Consider the following 17,147-nt stretch of genomic DNA (forward strand, 5'->3'; position numbering starts at 1 on the left):
CAACCCCTATTCTTTAATATTCAGCTTATTGCGATATTCTGTCGGAGATCGTTTTTCCAGCTTCTCGAACTGGGTGACAAAATAATCCGCATTCTGAAAGCCGACTCTGGCGGCGATTTCGTACATGCGCAGGTCAGTCTGCCGAAGCAGCTTTTTAGCTTCCTTTACCCGAAGCTCCAGTAAATATTCATTAAAATAAATGCCATAGTTTTTGCGAAAAAGCCGGCCCAGATACAAGGCATTCATATAAAACCTTGCTGCGATGCATTTAAGACTGATATTTTCGCTATAATGGGCGTCAATATAGTTTTTAATCTGCTTGATGCTGCTCCTGGACCACTCCTGACGCAGCAACGCAATGTACTCCTCCGCTTCCGCAAGCGCCAGCATGAAATGCTCCTCCAACAGCTGTAAGCTCCAATTGCCGTGTTCCCGTTCAGCCAGTTCCTTTAGCCGCCGAACTTCCTCCTCGCTGCCGTCCATTTCCTTAATTACGGCTATAATTCCGGTGATGCATCGGGAGAGGGACCCTGTTACGGCTTGCGGAGTGAAACGCTGCTCACGGAACAATCGAAACATGCCCTCCGCCGTTTGGCGGTATGCTTCCCTGCTGCCTTCTTCCAGCTGCAAGATCAGCTTGTTTGAAATGTCTGGACTAATATCAAAAACATACAAAGGCCTATTATTAATTTTTGCGTACCAAATTACGCCGCGTTCGGCATACTTGTGCCGGGCCGCTTCGCTAGCCTCCAGAAAGGAACGGCGAAGCTCTGCTACATGATCGACGGAATTGCCCGCATAAATGCCGATGTCGACGCTCAGGCGACGGGAAAGGGCTGTGCGAAGCCTTTCCAGAAACGGCCCGATTCCGCCAGCTCTGTTATGCATCCAGTCCACGTTTAACAGCAGCCCAAACTTGCCCGGCTGCAGCTCGATGACGGGAATATCTCCTCTTTGCTCCTCAAGAGAGTGCAGTGCTTCCTGAAATGTCCTCATATCGGCCAGCTGCTCCTGCGGAGCGGCATAAACGTCGACCAAGACATACATCATGCTTGCACCTTCTGGCATGCCCAGCATCGAAGAATATTGCTCCGCCTCCTTTCTATTCAAAGCTCCCTGCATCAGCGCTTCTAGAATGGGGTTGCCTGCCTGTTTGTCTCCGGACAGCAAAGCCTTTTTTCGCTCTCCGATGCTGTAGGTCAGCTTCCGTAAAGCTGCTGTTATTTCCTCTTCATCAATAGGCTTCATAATATAGTCATGTACCCCATAGCGAAGAGCCTGCTGCGCATATTTAAAGTCGTTATAGCCGCTAATAATGATGAAGACCGGGTCAAGCTGGGTATTCTCCTTCACACTTCGGATCAGGTCAAGCCCATCCACGAGCGGCATGCGTATGTCCGTAATGACTAAATCCGGCTCCAAATCCTCAATCATTTCCAGCGCTTCCTTGCCATTGTTTGCCTCCCCTACTACAATGAACTTCATTTCTTCCCATGGGATGAGTTCCATCAGCCCTTTCCGAACAAACACCTCATCGTCTGTCAGCAGTACTTTGAGCATTGTCCATTATCCCTTCCTTCATTAAAAATAGAAGCCCTCTCATTTGTAAGCGCTATCAAATAAATCAAAATGATAAAAAACCCCCTAAATAATCTTTGCGGATATGCGCGGATTTGGGAGTTTTAGTGAGGCACAGTATATAGCAATGGTACAAATGGTTGACGAAGCTAATGCGGGCGCCTTGCCCAACACCATACTCATGTTAACACATTTACATATTTTATCCAATTAGAAGAACAACTTCTAAGAGGCTCTTTTAAGCAACGCTAGTAATTTATATGGAGGTCGCGCTTTAGAATGTGATATAATTTAATTTATTTAAATACATAATTTAGAAATGAATCGAATGATTGCAGAGGTCCTCAGTCCTATGAAAAATTACATCGCTCATCAAGCGGAAACCTTTATTCTTAGTAAATATACAAGCCGCTTCTTATTCGGAATCGCATTTCTTGCTGTCATTGCGGCCGACTTTTGTTTCGAAAATTACATATTGTTTCAGTTTGCTTATTTAATGCTCAGCTTACTGGTAGGCCTTTCTTTTTGGAAGGAAGCCTGGATTCGTAGCGTGCTCGTCGTTCTTATCGTTTTCTTTAGAGTTTATTTGGAGCGGCAGCCGGCATTTCTCATTCAAGATGAATTCCTCTTGAGAGTCTTCACTTTAGTCGTTACGTATTTCTTAACCTCCTCTTCTATTTCGTTTATGATTTTGTATTACAATAGACAGAAGCAAAATATGCTTCAGCTCACCTTTACACTAGCTAAAGCCTTGGATTCAAGGGATCATTATACGGCTGATCACTCCGATAACGTGGCTTATTACTCGAGGAAAATTGCTGAAGAAATGAAGATGTCCAAGCTGGCATGCGAACGCATTTATATTGGCGGAATTCTTCACGATATTGGGAAGATCGGTGTACCCGAGCATATTCTCCTCAAACCATCCCGATTAACGGACGGAGAATTTGAAATTATTAAGGAGCATCCTAATACGGGTTATGAAATGCTAAGTCATATTTCCCATCTTAAACGCTCCGGCATTTTGGATATGATTCTTCATCATCATGAAAGATTTGACGGCCGCGGCTATCCGAGCCGCATTGGACAGAGCGAAATTCCGATTGCAGCTAGAATTATGGCTGTTGCTGATACGTTCGATGCCATGACCTCTAAGAGGGTGTACAGAGGCGAGCTCGATGTTGAGTTTGCGATAGAGGAAATTCGGAAAAATGCTGGAACCCAATTTGATCCCGATGTAGTCAAAGCCTTTATGAACATCTGGAAGCGGGAAGGTCCGAAACTATTATCCAAGCATTCTGCTAAGCCAACCATAGAGCAACCCTTAAATAAAGAAACAGCTGCAGTCTCGGACCTGAAAATAACGTCCTAGACCGCAGCTGTTTTATTTTTCCTGCTTTAGCTTTACGATATGCTCATTCTCATGAATATGAATGCCTGCCTGATTGCTTTTCGCTGCAAAAATCATGGCTTTGGCAACAGTACTGGCCTGCACAGGAGCATATTTTCTGAGCGGTCCCGAAAACAATGGAGAAAGCAAGACCGACAACGATGCGGCGATTCGTTCCCCGAACCGGAATTCCTCCCGCTCTCCAAGCAGCAGCGAAGGACGGAGTATATGCAAAACCGGAAGCTTGAGACTGCTCAGCGCTTCTTCCACTTCCCCCTTCACACGATTATAGAAGGCTCGCGATGATGGATTTGCCCCGATTGCAGATACAAGCAATAGCTGTCTTGCTCCTTGCCTGCTCGCCAATTGTCCAAGCGATAGCGGGTATTGATAGTCTACTTTTCGAAAAGCATCCTGACTCCCAGCCTTCTTGATTGTGGTACCGAGTGTGCAAAACACATCTGCACCGCCCATCTGTACATCAGCTTGCTGCAATTGGTCAAAATCGATGATTTGCTCTACGAGCTTTGGATGCACCATGCCCGTTGGCCGCCGAACAAGAATCGTTACGGCCCTATATGCCACATCGTTAAGCAACAATTGAACCAGCTCTTTGCCAATTAAGCCTGTGGCTCCCGCCACTACAGCTGTTCTGTTCATTTGACTGCCCCCCTTTTTTTCAAGATCAATCAAACCGATTACTTGCCTTCTTGAACGAAATGTTCAATGCGTTGTTTAATTGAATCGCGAACGATACGGAACTGAGCGATGATCTCTTCCTCTGTTCCTGCTGCTTTTGCCGGATCATCAAAGCCCCAGTGCCATTTGGTCACGTTCGGATTGGAAACGACAGGACAATGCTCGTCTGCGTGCCCACAAAGAGTAATGACATAATCAGCATGATTTAGAATTCCAGGGTCAATGACATCGGACGTATGGCTGCTAATATCGACACCCGCTTCTTTCATCACTTGAACGGCACGCGGATTTAAGCCATGTGCTTCAAGCCCCGCGCTTTTCACTTCATATTTATCCCCGCCCACTAATTTCAAAAAACCATCGGCCATTTGGCTTCTGCAAGAGTTCCCTGTGCACAAAAAATAAATAAGTGGTTTTTTCCCCATTTTCTAATCCCCTTTTTCAATATGGATGGCTTGCTTTTTTACCCAGCCATTTCATCAAGACCGCTGTAAGCAACACGATGACGGCAGCTACCAAAACAGTGGAAATCCAGATGTTAAGGTTTACTGTGTAGATGAAATATAGCCATGCAGACAACCCCGCAAGCGTAATAAATAGGGTTGGTACCGTTAATAAAATACCGATCTTAAAATAGTACCCCCAGCTAATTTTCACTTCTTTGCGCGAAAGCACATGAAGCCATAGAAGAGTGGCGAGTGAACCAATCGGTGTAATCTTCGGACCTAAATCAGAGCCAATCACATTAGCGTAAATCAATGCTTCACGGAGCATCCCTTCCGTTTGGGTTCCATTTATAGCTAACGCGTCAATCATGACTGTCGGCATATTATTCATTAAGGAAGACAATATCGCGGCAATGAAGCCCATTCCCACCGTGGCCATAAACAATCCCTTATCCGCAACCGTTTGAAGCACACTTCCAAGGGCATCCGTCAGTCCCGCATTTCGCAAGCCATATACGACAACATACATGCCCAAGGAGAAAATGACGACCGTCCATGGAGCTTCCTTTATCAGCTTTTTCGTATGAATGATTGGACTGTTGCGGGCTGCAATAAGAAATCCGCCAGCAGCTATACCCGCTACAATCGAAACCGGAATGGAGAAGAATTCGCTGCCGAAATACGCCAACAGTAATACAGCTAAAATGATCCAGGAAAGCTTGAATAGTCTCTTATCCTTGATGGCATCAACTGGCTTCTTTAATTGAGCTAGCTCGTAATTTTTCGGTATGCTATTTCTAAACAACAGGTAGAGCATGATTAGGCTTGCAATAATGGAGAAGAATCCCGGAACGATCATACGGCTGGCATACTCTGCAAACCCGATTCCAAAATAATCGGCAGATACGATATTAACTAAATTACTCACAACTAGAGGCAAAGAAGCAGTGTCTGCAATAAACCCGCTCGCCATAATAAAAGGCAAAATCATTTTATGTTCAAATTTCAAAGCCCTCACCATGGAAAGCACGATCGGGGTAATAATTAATGCGGCACCGTCGTTTGCAAAAAATGCAGCTACAGCAGCTCCAAGCAAAATGACATACGCAAACATAAGCTTGCCATTTCCTTTTGCGAGGCGGGCCATATGCAGCGCTGCCCATTCGAAAAGACCAATTTCGTCTAAAATCAGCGAAATTAAAATGATTGCTACAAAGGCAAGGGTAGCATTCCATACAAGCCCTGCAACCGCGCCAACATCAGCGAAGCTCACCACTCCCATGAGAAGTGCAAGCACCGCTCCGGCCGTTGCCGACCAGCCAATGCTTAACCCCTTCGGTTGCCAAATGACAAATACAAGGGTGAGCAGAAAAATGACAACGGCAATGACAGTCATGTCTCCCCCTGAATGCCGCAGCTGTTATTTTTCAAGCCTGCTATTTGTGCTTTCATGGTAGGTAAATATTCATAAACACATTGTACGTAGGCTTCCGCTTCCGGGTTTAAAGAATAATAGACCCACTGCCCCTTTTTCTTTTCACTCAGCAGCCCTGCTGCTTTCAGCTTTCGAAGGTGCTGGCTGGCGTTCGGCTGTGACATCCCAATCATTTCGGTTATATCGCAGACACAAAGCTCCCGTTCTTTCAACAAAGCAATGATGGTTAACCGTGTTTTATCCGCTAACAATTTATAGGCTTCCGCCATCTGATGAATTTTTTGTTCCATATTTTGTTCCATATGCGGCACCTCCCTATATGTCTAATTAACTAATCCTCATGGCGTAATCATATAATCAAACACTTATATAATCAATGGCGAATATGTTAAGCTTTTGTAAAGTCGGGAAAAAAAGAACAGCCAAGTGAAATCAGGCGTGAATGCCTGATTTCACTTGGCTTGCAGTCAAAAATCTTCCGTTATCCCTTCACACCGCCGACAGTCATCCCTTGTACAAAATACTTTTGCAGAAATGGGTAAACGATAATAATCGGCAGACTGGCAACAATCGTCATCGTTGCTCGAATGGAAGTCGGTGTCACCATCGTTACATTGCCCTGCGCATTGGCAAAGGCATCAGCTGCTGATCCGCCCGTGCTGGTAGTGGTGCTTGACGTTGAGAGTACCTTCATCAGTTCATATTGCAGTGTACTTAGATTTATACTGGAAGAATTATATAGAAAAACATCAAACCAGGAGTTCCATTGATAAACCGCTACAAATAGCGAAACCGTGGCGAGGGCTGGCACTGTAAGAGGCAGAACAATTCGCATAAACGTCGTAAAGTCCCCAGCGCCATCCATTCTCGCCGACTCCATAATTCCTTCGGGCAAGCCTTCTATAAAGGAACGAATGACAATCATGTTAAACACACCGATAATTCCGGGAATAATATATACCCAAAAGGTGTTCAGCAAGTCCAGCTCTTTCGTCAGCAAGTAGTTCGGAATTAAACCTCCGCTAAAATACATCGTAAAAATAAAAATGATCGTCACAAACTTTTTGAAAACATATTCAGGGCGACTGATTGTATAGGCTAGCATCGCTGTACAAAACACAGAGACTACCGTCCCCACTATCGTGCGCGCTACAGAAATAAAGGTCGCATGAAAAATAGAGGACTCATTGAAGATGTATTCATAATTTCGCAGCGTCCAATCACGAGGCCAAATATAGATATTCCCACGTATGGAATCATTGGCATCATTAAATGAAAGAGCAAACATATTCAAAAAAGGATACAGCGTTACAACGATCAGCAATAGCATAAAAATGATATTGCACACATCGAATATTTTATCTGGGGAAGAAAAGTATGCTTTACGAGTTGATTTGGCTTGACTCATAGTGATCGCCTCCTTGCACATGATTAGTAGAGCCTGCTTTGACCCAACCGTTTCGCAATATGGTTCGCTGCGATCAGAAAGATAAAGCTGACAACCGTTTTAAACATACCGGCTGCAGTTGCCAAACCATAGTTATTCATCTGCATGCCATATTTCAAAACGAATATATCAAGATTTTCTGAATAGTCCACGTTCATGCTATTGCCGAGCAAGTATTGCGGCTCAAATCCGGATTCAAGAATAAATCCAAGATTCATAATTAATAAAATGACAATAACCGGTCTCATGCCAGGAAGCGTAATATGCCAAATACGCTGAAAACGTGATGCTCCATCCATTTCTGCCGCTTCATATTGCGCAGGGTCAATCGTTAAAATGGCAGCGAGATAGATGATGGTGTTCCAGCCTACATTTTTCCAAATTTCAGATATCCCAAGAATGCCCCAGAAATATTCTCCTTTACCTAACCAGAGAATAGGCTGGTCAATCAACTGCAGCTTCAGCAGCAGGATGTTGACAATACCTTCGGGAGAAAGTGCGGTTTGCACAATGTTTGCCGCAACAACCCAGGAAATAAAATGGGGTAAATAGCTAATCGTTTGCACCGTTCTTTTGAAATAAACGCTGCGCAGCTCATTAAGCAGCAGTGCTAATACAATGGCTGTTAAAAATCCTAATACGAGATTAATGGAACTCATAACAATCGTGTTGCGCAGTACGAGATAAAAGGCCTCTTCTTTAAATAAAAACGTGAAGTTATCAAGCCCTACCCAGGTTTGATCAAAAATATCCTTAGCCGGCTTGAACTTTTGAAAAGCGATCGTCCAGCCCCAAAGCGGAACGTACTTGAATAAAATGACCCAAGCTAAAAATGGCAAAGACATCAGCATTAGCATTTTCTGCTTGGATAGTCTTTTCAATAAGTTTGTTTTGTGCAAGCGGCCAGTAGCCGTTGCTACAATTAGCTCAGTCTGTTTCCCCACTCCAGATGTCTCCTTTATATATAAATTTCTAATAATACAAAATTTTGGAATAAAAAGGCGGAGTTAACCCCACCTTTTCCTAGCCTCATCTCATATTCGATACCTATTCAAGCTTACCAATTACCTGCAACACGTTCCTTCACCTTGTTTGTAATAAATGCTTCAAAGCCAGCAACGTCCAGCTTGCCAAATTCTTTCACATACTCATTCCAGATGGATTCATAAGCTGACTTAGATGCAAACACCAGTTTCGGATAGTATTTCTTTTGCAAATCTTCGGATTTTTGATTGAAAATCTGTTCGGGAGAGCCTTGCTCTTTCAAAATACTCCACGCAGGATACCATGGTCGTTCTACCGGCTGCGCAAACATTTTGGAGAAGGTTTCCACATTATAGGCATCAAGCAATAACAGATCACCTTCTGTATAATTCGCGGCCGCTACTTCGGGCTGATTGCCTACAGTGTAGGAATTGCCATCCTCAAATATAGAGTTGCTGCCATAACGCGGCCATTCATAATCAAAATACGCCCATCCGTAGGAACGTTTAAACTCATTGTCATTACGATTGGCAAGCTGTTCCTTATCCATTACGAAGCGGCCTTCTTCATTCACGGAATAGGTTTCACCTTCTTGCCCCCATTGAACCAGCTTCTGATTTTCTTCGGTCAACAGGTTGTCCCAATATTTAATAATACGGACAGGGTCCTTTGCACTAACGGAAATCCCGATCCCGCGATTGTTGACAAATGCAGGCGGATCGATGTAAGCATCTTTAATACTTTCGTCGAAAACGATTGGGAGCCCTACATAACGAAGATCGTCATTGCCAGCAGCTTTAAGGTTGTTAGTAGCATCTCCTGTCTGCCACCCATAGTTGAAATATCCAAGTACACGACCGGAAGTAAGCTTTGCAAGATACTGGTCCTTGTTAGCTGTAAAGGTCTCTGGATCAAGCAAGCCTTTGCTGTTTATATCGTTCAAGGCAGTCAGCCATTTCTTCTCGTAATCCGAGGCTGCATAAACTTTAGCTTCATGGGTGTTCATATCAACCATTACGTTGCCGTCGTTTGGATATCCGGCTAAATGCATAGGCACGTTCGTAATCGAGTAGAAATCACCTGACACACCAGCGGATGTTATGAATCCGATTGTACTTTTACCGTCCATCGTAGGATATTTGGCTTGATATTTCTCAATCAGCTCAAAATATTGATCGAGTGTCTTCACTTCAGGGTAGCCAAATTCCTTCAATACGCGGCGCTGAATCCAGAAAGCGCCTTGCCCAACGTCCGGCTCAGTCAAATATCCGTTGACATTGGCGGTATATGGAAGAATATAAATATTTCCGTCCTCGCTCTTGATTTTATCCATGTAATCGCCATATACCCGCTTAATGTTCGGGGCATGCTCCTCGATTAAATCATTTAGCGGAATAAGCGCTCCTGCATCAATCAGCTTTTCAAGCTCCGCAACTGGTGATATGACGTCGGGATATTCTCCTCCGGCAATCATAACGCCAGATTTTGTGCTCGCATCGCCGACGACAAATTCCATCTTCCAGTCTACACCTGTTTGTTGTTGAAGCACCTTGCCAATGGTCGTGTCGCTGGCAAGCACATCCTTGTTCGAACCGAAGCCAAAGTAAGTAAAGGTCACCGGCTCTGTACTTACTTCGGAGCCCTCCGCCTTACCTGCCTCCTTGTTTCCAGCGTTCTTTTCTCCATCATTACTGCAGCCTGCAATAAGCATTGCCGAAGCCATTATAATTGCCATACTTGTCTTTAGCCATTTCTTGTTGATCATAACTTTGTCCCCTTTCTTGCCACAATAAATGTAAGCACTTTCATTATAAAAGAAATGAGGGCGCAATGTTACACCGCAAACCTTAGAATATTCTTCGTAAAGTAAAGGATCTAATAGGCTGATTTAATGACTTGCATTTCCCATTGGCAAGCGCAACATAATACGTGTGCCTTTCCCCGCATGACTGTTAATCGTATAATCAAACGCATCGCCGTAGCAAAGTTTCAAACGTGTTAACACATTTTTCATGCCTACTGAATCGCCCATTGTAACATCCTCGGAAAAGTAATGATGCAGCTCCTCCAATTTTTCTTCGCTCATGCCGCCGCCATTGTCGGCAATAACAAATAATATTCGTCCCTTATCTTGTCCAATTTGAATGGTAATAAAGCCTATTCCGGGACTGCTTTCAATGCCGTGAATGCTGGCATTTTCTACGAATGGCAACAAAGTCATCTTCGGTATTTCGTATTCCAATAAGGATTGTTCAACAGCAATTTGAAACTGAAGCTTATTGTCAAACCGATACTTTTGGATTTCCAAGAAGCTTTCAATCAATTCCAGTTCATCACGTATCGTAACGAAGCTGCGCTTCCACGAAATCGACTTGCGAAATATTTTAGCCATATTATGAATGGTGTTGGCCGTTTCTGATTCTCCCTTCATCAGGCTTCGCATACGGACCGTTTCCAGTGCATTAAACAAAAAATGAGGATTGATTTGGCTGTGCAGCGCATGAAGCTGTGCCTGTCTTTGACGTATTTCCAGCTCTTTTTTTTGAATATCCGCTACATAAACATCATTAATTAAATTTTCTATTCGCTCGCTCATCCGATTAAATTCAACAGCAAGCTCGCCTATCTCATCCCTTTCCCGATTATAGGGGATTCTTCCAATCGTTTTATTCCTCACTGACTTCATGTGCACTAAAATATCTTTTATTCGTGTATGGATGGAACGGGATACCATCATAATGATGAGGGTAGGGACAAGGAAATTTATGATTGCGAACCACAGAATAAATTGGCCTGACTGCCGCACCTCATACAGCATCTTCTTTTCATCCATTACACCATATAACGTCCAGCCTTCCATATAGCGTCTGTCATGATATTGCTTTTGGATGACAATTGGTTTATCCGGCTTATTAATCTCATTGACCGTTAATCCACCGCCTGCTGTTAGTTGGCCGCCCAACTGCCCGTTAACCAGATGGCTGTAGCGAACCTGACCGCTTGGGTCCAAAATATAAATATCACCCTCAAAGCTGGACAATGCTATTAATTGAGCAATGTACTCCATGTTTAGATCAATCTTTATCATATGCTCGTAGGCTTGATAACGCTGATCTGATATTTTCTGGATGACACTGATTTTGTCCGGCGTTACATGTAAAAACGGATACGTATTGTTGTAATATTCCACATGCTGATACCAGTCGCTGGCCAGGATTGCCTCATCAAGTCTGACTATATTGCCAGAGACTAAAATAGTCGGATTGTCACTCATGATTACAGCCGAGCTCAACATTTTATATTCCTTGTCAGAACGATTGAAAATGTTGGAAATCGACGCGAGCGACTCGATATATTGATCGTAGGTTTTATATTCTGTATTCAGATGATGGATGAGCGATTTATCAATGGAATACAAATAGGTAATGCCTGCCGCATCATCAATGGCAACGCCAAGTTCTTTTTTCAACTGCGTAATCGCCAGATCTGCGTCTGCTTTTTTCTGATTTTTAATTTTATTGGTCATGACGTTATAAAACATAATGTTCGTCAGCACAATGGGGATAAATACGCAGACGATATAGATGAAAATCAGCTTGTTTCGCAGCTTCAAATGATGCAGACTAAATTTGAACACCCCGCATAGCCTCCTTATTTTCTGCCAATGATCTTATTGCGATAATCTGTCGGAGTCATCTTTTCCAATTTTTCAAATTGTGTTGCAAAGTAATCTGAATTCGGAAATCCAACCAGCTCTGCGATTTTATACATACGGTTGTTCGTTTGCCGCAGCAGCCGCTTGGCTTCTTCAATGCGCAGTGAAAGCAAATACTCATTAAAATACATGCCATAGCTTTTGCGAAAGAGCTGGCCGAGATAAACAGGATTCATATAAAATTTTGCTGCGATTCCTTTCAGATTTATATTTTCCGTAAAATTGGCATCAATATATTTTTTTATTTTTTCAATGCTGCCCTTTCCTTTTTCACTTCGCTTTGCGGCAATATAGCCAGCCGATTCTTCTATAAAACGCAAGCATATATGCCGAAGCTGATTCAGGTTGCGGTATTTGTTTGGCCAATCCAGCAGTTCATTCAGCAGCAGCAGTTCCTTCTCGTCCCCTTCAAATTGTCTGATGGTGTTTATGACCGCAATAATGCTCCGTCTGATGGTATTGGCGACTGCGTCTGGAGCAAAACGCAATTCCTGAAATTGATTAAAAATAGTATGGATGACAGCCTCATAGCCCTCACGCACATTCTCTTCCATCTCGGTAATCAATTTGCTGTGCAATTCTTCATCTACGTCAAAATAATATAAGGACAGCGGGAGCATCTCGGATGCCATTATAATACCGCGCGAGCCTGCAGCAAAACGGTAATTCAAGCATTGGCCCGCGCTGCTCCCAGATTGGTCAATGCGCTTAAGATGCTCCTCCCTGCTTCCGATGAATAAACTTATCGTAGTTCCCAGCTCCTTCTCCAGCATATCCAGCAGCCATGCATAAGCCGTATTCTCGTTATCGCCCAATTGCATTAGCCATGCTTGTGGGACAATAAGTCCATACTGATTGTTCTCGCGCACATGAACGAGCGGAAGCGTCCCTTCGCGCTGCATATACCGCTGAAGCGCTGTCTGCATGCCCGGTAAATAATCGAATGATCCCGACGTCTGCATATCCTGTATTTCTGCAATTACATACGTATAAGGAGAGGAGGCTGGAAGCTTCAATATATGGGAAATCTGCTGAATAACCTGCTCGTTGGGCTCTGTCTGCAGCAAAGTAGCGATTATGGTCTGAGCAAGCGGTTTTTCTCCTGTATATGACAAAAGCTGCATTTGATTCAGTGTATTTTCCACCTTTTTCAAAGTGGAACCCAGCTCTTTCTTGTCAACTGGCTTCAAAATATAATCCGACACATTGTAGCGCAAGGCTTGCTGCGCATAAGTGAAATCATGATGGCCGCTAATAATAATAAATAACGGCTGGTGATCCCCCTCCTCCTTCACATGCTTGATCAGTTCGAGACCATCCAGCATAGGCATTCTGATATCAACAATAACCAGATCAGGCTTCAGTCGTTCAATTAGCTTAATCGCTTGCTTCCCGTTCTCTGCTTCTCCGCATATTTCGAATTGCATTGCGGCCCAATTCATTAAATTGATCAGACCCTTTCGCACAAATATTTCGTCATCCACAATTAACACCTTATACATAGCTGATCCTCCTCCTAATGTGCAGCCGTCCGTTTTATCCTATGATACCATGCTTAAGATACTAGTCCATTGCTTGAGAACACGTGTCTTAAGTTCTCTTTCTCCCGGTATGCTTCAAAAGTCCGCTTTCGAGTTCGGCTCCTGTATGTAGACTATGAAAACAATCAAATGCCTCGTTACAAATAATAGATTGCGGTCATATATTGTAGCATATACGAGAAAGGGGGTTTGCATATGTCAAACTTCAATTCATCCTCCTGCTCTTGCGGCAATCATAGAGGTGGTAACCGTACGGGCGGCAATCGCACTGGCGGCAGCCGTACGGGAGGTAGCCGTACAGGCGGCAATCGCACTGGTGGCAAACGCACTGGTGGCAATCGTTCCCGTGGTAACCGCACGGGCGGGGATCGTTCACATGACAATTGCCATGGTCATCGTTCACATGGCCATCGTTCGCATGGTCAACATCACCGCTCGCATGATAACTGCAAACGGGCTGAGCAATTCGATAGAAACTCGGACGACGATTACGAGTAAGCAGCTAAACCATTCACGTACTAAGTACCGACTGTCGCCTTCTTCTGAAGGCGACTCTTTTTGTCTACGCAAAAAAACAGAAAAAAAGAGAGCAAAGAGAACCTTAAACGAGCTTCATCGTCGTTTGAAGGTTCTTCCCCATTCCTTTAAGTCTGCTTATTCATTCTGTATGCACAACGCTGGGCATTAATATACTCGCTTTCAATACTAGTATCATACCATTTCTCCTTAAAAACATAGCCATACGCTTCATCCTGCTGGCACAGAACGTTCAGCGCATCCGTTAGCTGAAGCTCCACCCCGCTTTCGGCATTCAATTGATCAAGAGCGGCAAATATTTTAGATGTCAAAATATATCTGCCCATGACCGCAATATGGGATGGCGGGTTCATTTTGGGTTTCTCGACAATAGAATTAAGTCGATATACCCCGGCTTGAATCTGCTTTCCAGAAATGACCCCATAGTTTTGCAGCAGCTCCCTCTCCACCGACTGCAGTCCGATAACCGGGTGCTTGAACTGCTCGTACAGCTTAATCATTTTGCGCAGCGGAGGGGGTTTCCTCAAGCAAAGCTGATCCGGCAGCAAAACAACAAAAGGATCGTCCCCTGCGAATGTTTGTCCCAACTGAACAGCTTGGCCAAGTCCTAGAGCCTGCGGCTGTCTTACATATTGAAAACTGACCTTCGGCGGCTCAATTCCTTGAAGCATATTGCTTTTCTGATGTGTGTTTAAAAACCATTCCAGCTCAATGGAGCGATCAAAATAATCCATAATCTCTGTCTTATTGCGCGAGAGAATAATTAAAATTTCTTTGATCCCGGCATCGATCGCTTCCTGAACAATATAGTCAATGACAGGGCGGCTGTTAATAGGGAACATTTCCTTTGGAATCGCTTTAGTAATCGGCAAGTTGCGAGTCCCGTATCCCGCCGCAGGAATAATCGCTTTAAATACCACTAATATCACCCACTCCCATTGGAATTTCATCCAATATATAGTAACAGCATATTAGCGAAAATCGATTTTGAAGCTTGTCCTCTATGAAAATAAGGCAAATGCGGTAACCCATTTCAATAGACCCCCCGCTTGATTTAATAGATGCAGCAGCCGTGACCATTCTTAACAAAAATCAATATTTTAGTAGTAGTAGTAAATTCGAGAGGAGCGATAGGAATGGAAATTTGTGTTGTAGGAGCAGGCTACGTTGGTTTGACAACAGCGGCTGTTCTGGCAGATATGGGTATGGGTCATACCGTATTTTGTACGGATGTTGATACGGATAAAATTGCGAAGCTGCGGAAAGGGATTATTCCGATTTATGAGCCTGGGCTGGCCAAGCTGATTACGGACAATCAGCAGCGGGGAACGCTTTTTTTTGATACGGACAGCAAAAAGCATATGGCTCATTGTCCTGTCATTATGATTGCAGTTGGGACCCCTTCAGCGAAGGATGGCAGCGCCGATATGAAATATGTAAAGCATGTCATCACCGCTATTGCGGAAACGATTCATACGCACAAAATTATTATTATGAAAAGTACCGTGCCACCCGGCACGGCTGATTGGGTTGAAGAGGAGCTCCAGCAGCACGGGACTCGCCCCGACTTATTTGATATCGTCTCGAACCCTGAATTTCTTAGGGAAGGAACCGCTATCGAGGATACCGTTCACCCTGATCGTATCGTGATTGGCGCTAAGAGAAAAGAACCTGCAATGAAGGTCCAGGAAATGTATGCTTCCCTTCAAACCACGTTTTTGCTAACGAACCGACTGGAGGCCGAGCTGATCAAATACGCATCCAATGCTTTCCTCGCCACTAAAATTTCCTTCATTAATGAAATATCTCGGATTTGCGACGCCTATAAGGCTGACATTACGGAGGTATCGCAGGGCATTGGTCTTGATGAACGGATCGGAGGCAGATTTCTGCAAGCCGGCCTCGGGTACGGTGGTTCCTGCTTTCCTAAAGATGTGAATGCCCTTGATTTTGTGGCGGCCTCTAAAGGCGTTAAGCTTGATCTGCTGCAGGCTGTCAAGAAAATCAATCGTTCACAAATAGACATTTACCTGAATAAAATAACCCATGCTTTAGGCGAAGGGTCCGAAAAACCGCGAATTGCCGTATGGGGGGCAACCTTTAAAGAAAACACAGACGATATTCGCTATTCCCAATCCATCGCTTTAATGAAGAAGCTGACGCACAGAGGATATACGGTATATGCTTACGACCCGCTTGCAACGCCCGAGCTTCCCTCCGTTATTTGGTGCTCCAGTCCTTATGTTGCCGTGGAGCAAGCGGATGTGCTGGTAGTCGCCACAGCTTGGAGCTCCTTTCTGGAAGCCGATTGGCATAAGGTCAAAACGTTAATGAGGCAGCCTGTTATTGTAGACGGACGAAATGTTTTGGACAAAAAAAATCTGGAATTGCAAGGCTTTGCTTACATCGGAGTTGGTCGCCCATGAAAATCCTCGTAACTGGCGCTGCCGGCTTCATCGGATCTCATTTATGCGAATATTTGCTGGCAAGCGGCGAGCATGAAGTGATCGGCGTTGACGCATTCGTTCGTGAAGAATTGCACCTGATTGGCACTAAAAACATGGACAGCTTTCTTCATCACCCGCGATTCAACATGATTACCGCCAATATGCTTCATTTGGACTGGAAAACACTGCTTAACGATGTGGATATCATTTATCATTTGGCTGGCATACCGGGCGTTCGCTCCAGCTGGGGAGCTGATTTCAGCAGCTACGTCGAATCTAACATTCTTGCTACTCAGCAGCTCCTTGAAGCTTGCCGTCAATCATCGATTAAAAAATTTGTATTCGCGTCTACCTCTTCCGTCTATGGAGAGACGACGGGTCAAGTATCTGAGGACACGCCGCTTGCTCCTCTCGCCCCCTACGGTGTCAGCAAGCTAACAGGCGAGCATTTATGCCGAGTTTATAGCAAAAATGTTCCCGTCGTTATTTTACGCTTTTTCACTGTATATGGGCCTCGTCAACGCTCAGATATGGCGTTTCATCGTTTTATTAAACAGCTGCTGGCGAATGATCCGATTACTTTATTTGGCGACGGCTCGCAAACCCGGGATTTCACGTATATCAGTGATTGCGTAGAAGCTATCGCTGCTGTAGCTGACGCCCCCCATGTCGTAGGAGAAACCATTAACATCGGCGGTAAAGAACGGGCAGCTATCATACAGGTTATTCGAGCCCTGGAGACTTTGACTGGAAAAAAACCGGTAATTACCCCTAGCGGCAGCATGCACGGCGAGCCCATGCACACTTGGGCCGATATATCCAAAGCCAAACGGCTATTGCAATACGAGCCCAAAATCAGCTTGGAGGCCGGCTTAGCCAAGGAGCTCGAATATTTTATCGATTTTTATAAATGACAGGAGGCTGTCTC

Annotated in this window: 15 protein-coding genes; 4 read left to right on the forward strand and 11 right to left on the reverse strand. The window is 44.4% G+C overall.

What is annotated here, in order from left to right; genetic code table 11:
- Positions 1–6: 6 nt before the first annotated feature.
- Positions 7–1,560, reverse strand: a complete 1,554-nt coding sequence (locus tag AC6B99_RS05855; protein ID WP_496662979.1) for a response regulator — start codon at positions 1,558–1,560, stop codon at positions 7–9.
- A 370-nt stretch (positions 1,561–1,930) separates the two neighbouring features.
- Here AC6B99_RS05855 and AC6B99_RS05860 point away from each other — a divergent pair, with 370 nt between their 5' ends.
- The gene (locus tag AC6B99_RS05860; protein WP_494862716.1) at positions 1,931–2,950 is read left to right on the forward strand and encodes an HD domain-containing phosphohydrolase; all 1,020 of its coding nucleotides are present in this window, start codon (positions 1,931–1,933) and stop codon (positions 2,948–2,950) included.
- Between the two features lie 12 nt (positions 2,951–2,962).
- On the opposite strand, the gene AC6B99_RS05865 is transcribed toward AC6B99_RS05860, so the two are convergent.
- From AC6B99_RS05865 to AC6B99_RS05905, 9 genes are all read right to left on the reverse strand, one after another.
- Positions 2,963–3,628 (reverse strand): NAD(P)H-binding protein, encoded by a 666-nt coding sequence (locus AC6B99_RS05865; protein WP_494862718.1) that lies wholly within the window; start codon positions 3,626–3,628, stop codon positions 2,963–2,965.
- 38 nt (positions 3,629–3,666) lie between these two features.
- Positions 3,667–4,092, reverse strand: a complete 426-nt coding sequence (arsC, locus tag AC6B99_RS05870; RefSeq protein WP_496662980.1) for an arsenate reductase (thioredoxin) — start codon at positions 4,090–4,092, stop codon at positions 3,667–3,669.
- 16 nt (positions 4,093–4,108) lie between these two features.
- Positions 4,109–5,509 (reverse strand): arsenic transporter, encoded by a 1,401-nt coding sequence (locus AC6B99_RS05875; RefSeq protein WP_496662981.1) that lies wholly within the window; start codon positions 5,507–5,509, stop codon positions 4,109–4,111.
- Positions 5,506–5,850 (reverse strand): ArsR/SmtB family transcription factor, encoded by a 345-nt coding sequence (locus AC6B99_RS05880; RefSeq protein ID WP_235533115.1) that lies wholly within the window; start codon positions 5,848–5,850, stop codon positions 5,506–5,508. The genes AC6B99_RS05875 and AC6B99_RS05880 overlap by 4 nt, the downstream gene beginning before the upstream one ends.
- 179 nt (positions 5,851–6,029) lie before the next feature.
- The gene (locus tag AC6B99_RS05885) at positions 6,030–6,956 is read right to left on the reverse strand and encodes a carbohydrate ABC transporter permease (RefSeq protein WP_056033355.1); all 927 of its coding nucleotides are present in this window, start codon (positions 6,954–6,956) and stop codon (positions 6,030–6,032) included.
- Positions 6,957–6,979: 23 nt separating this feature from the next.
- Positions 6,980–7,852: an ABC transporter permease subunit gene (locus tag AC6B99_RS05890; protein WP_494862901.1), complete on the reverse strand. Its 873-nt coding sequence runs from the start codon at positions 7,850–7,852 to the stop codon at positions 6,980–6,982.
- A gap of 200 nt (positions 7,853–8,052) precedes the next feature.
- A complete protein-coding gene (locus AC6B99_RS05895) occupies positions 8,053–9,744 on the reverse strand; it encodes an ABC transporter substrate-binding protein (protein ID WP_496662982.1) in 1,692 nt (563 codons plus the stop codon).
- 123 nt (positions 9,745–9,867) lie between these two features.
- Positions 9,868–11,616, reverse strand: a complete 1,749-nt coding sequence (locus tag AC6B99_RS05900; protein ID WP_494862726.1) for a histidine kinase — start codon at positions 11,614–11,616, stop codon at positions 9,868–9,870.
- Positions 11,617–11,630: 14 nt separating this feature from the next.
- On the reverse strand, positions 11,631–13,196 hold the full coding sequence (locus AC6B99_RS05905) for a response regulator transcription factor (protein ID WP_496662983.1): 1,566 nt from the start codon (positions 13,194–13,196) through the stop codon (positions 11,631–11,633).
- A 234-nt stretch (positions 13,197–13,430) separates the two neighbouring features.
- Here AC6B99_RS05905 and AC6B99_RS05910 point away from each other — a divergent pair, with 234 nt between their 5' ends.
- Complete coding sequence (locus AC6B99_RS05910) at positions 13,431–13,733, forward strand: hypothetical protein (RefSeq protein ID WP_496662984.1); 303 nt, start codon at positions 13,431–13,433, stop codon at positions 13,731–13,733.
- A gap of 146 nt (positions 13,734–13,879) precedes the next feature.
- Here AC6B99_RS05910 and AC6B99_RS05915 read toward each other — a convergent pair whose 3' ends face one another.
- Entirely contained in the window at positions 13,880–14,692 is an 813-nt protein-coding gene (locus tag AC6B99_RS05915) for a UTP--glucose-1-phosphate uridylyltransferase (protein ID WP_496662985.1), read from the reverse strand.
- 216 nt (positions 14,693–14,908) lie between these two features.
- On the opposite strand from AC6B99_RS05915, the gene AC6B99_RS05920 reads away from it, so the two are divergent.
- Together AC6B99_RS05920 and AC6B99_RS05925 are read left to right on the forward strand one after the other, a co-directional pair.
- Positions 14,909–16,198, forward strand: a complete 1,290-nt coding sequence (locus AC6B99_RS05920; protein ID WP_496662986.1) for a UDP-glucose dehydrogenase family protein — start codon at positions 14,909–14,911, stop codon at positions 16,196–16,198.
- The gene (locus AC6B99_RS05925) at positions 16,195–17,133 is read left to right on the forward strand and encodes an NAD-dependent epimerase/dehydratase family protein (RefSeq protein ID WP_056033338.1); all 939 of its coding nucleotides are present in this window, start codon (positions 16,195–16,197) and stop codon (positions 17,131–17,133) included. The genes AC6B99_RS05920 and AC6B99_RS05925 overlap by 4 nt, the downstream gene beginning before the upstream one ends.
- Positions 17,134–17,147 lie beyond the last annotated feature (14 nt).

The organism is Paenibacillus liaoningensis (assembly GCF_059609455.1).

Bases quoted from the DNA above. Each gene is read 5' to 3' on its own strand.
- AC6B99_RS05920 (WP_496662986.1), top strand. From the start codon at position 14,909: ATGGAAATTTGTGTTGTAGGAGCAGGCTACGTTGGTTTGACAACAGCG.
- AC6B99_RS05860 (WP_494862716.1), top strand. From the start codon at position 1,931: ATGAAAAATTACATCGCTCATCAAGCGGAAACCTTTATTCTTAGTAAA.
- AC6B99_RS05890 (WP_494862901.1), bottom strand. From the start codon at position 7,852: ATGCTAATGCTGATGTCTTTGCCATTTTTAGCTTGGGTCATTTTATTC.
- AC6B99_RS05880 (WP_235533115.1), bottom strand. From the start codon at position 5,850: ATGGAACAAAATATGGAACAAAAAATTCATCAGATGGCGGAAGCCTAT.
- AC6B99_RS05925 (WP_056033338.1), top strand. From the start codon at position 16,195: ATGAAAATCCTCGTAACTGGCGCTGCCGGCTTCATCGGATCTCATTTA.
- arsC (WP_496662980.1), bottom strand. From the start codon at position 4,092: ATGGGGAAAAAACCACTTATTTATTTTTTGTGCACAGGGAACTCTTGC.
- AC6B99_RS05905 (WP_496662983.1), bottom strand. From the start codon at position 13,196: ATGTATAAGGTGTTAATTGTGGATGACGAAATATTTGTGCGAAAGGGT.
- AC6B99_RS05875 (WP_496662981.1), bottom strand. From the start codon at position 5,509: ATGACTGTCATTGCCGTTGTCATTTTTCTGCTCACCCTTGTATTTGTC.
- AC6B99_RS05895 (WP_496662982.1), bottom strand. From the start codon at position 9,744: ATGATCAACAAGAAATGGCTAAAGACAAGTATGGCAATTATAATGGCT.
- AC6B99_RS05865 (WP_494862718.1), bottom strand. From the start codon at position 3,628: ATGAACAGAACAGCTGTAGTGGCGGGAGCCACAGGCTTAATTGGCAAA.
- AC6B99_RS05885 (WP_056033355.1), bottom strand. From the start codon at position 6,956: ATGAGTCAAGCCAAATCAACTCGTAAAGCATACTTTTCTTCCCCAGAT.
- AC6B99_RS05855 (WP_496662979.1), bottom strand. From the start codon at position 1,560: ATGCTCAAAGTACTGCTGACAGACGATGAGGTGTTTGTTCGGAAAGGG.
- AC6B99_RS05910 (WP_496662984.1), top strand. From the start codon at position 13,431: ATGTCAAACTTCAATTCATCCTCCTGCTCTTGCGGCAATCATAGAGGT.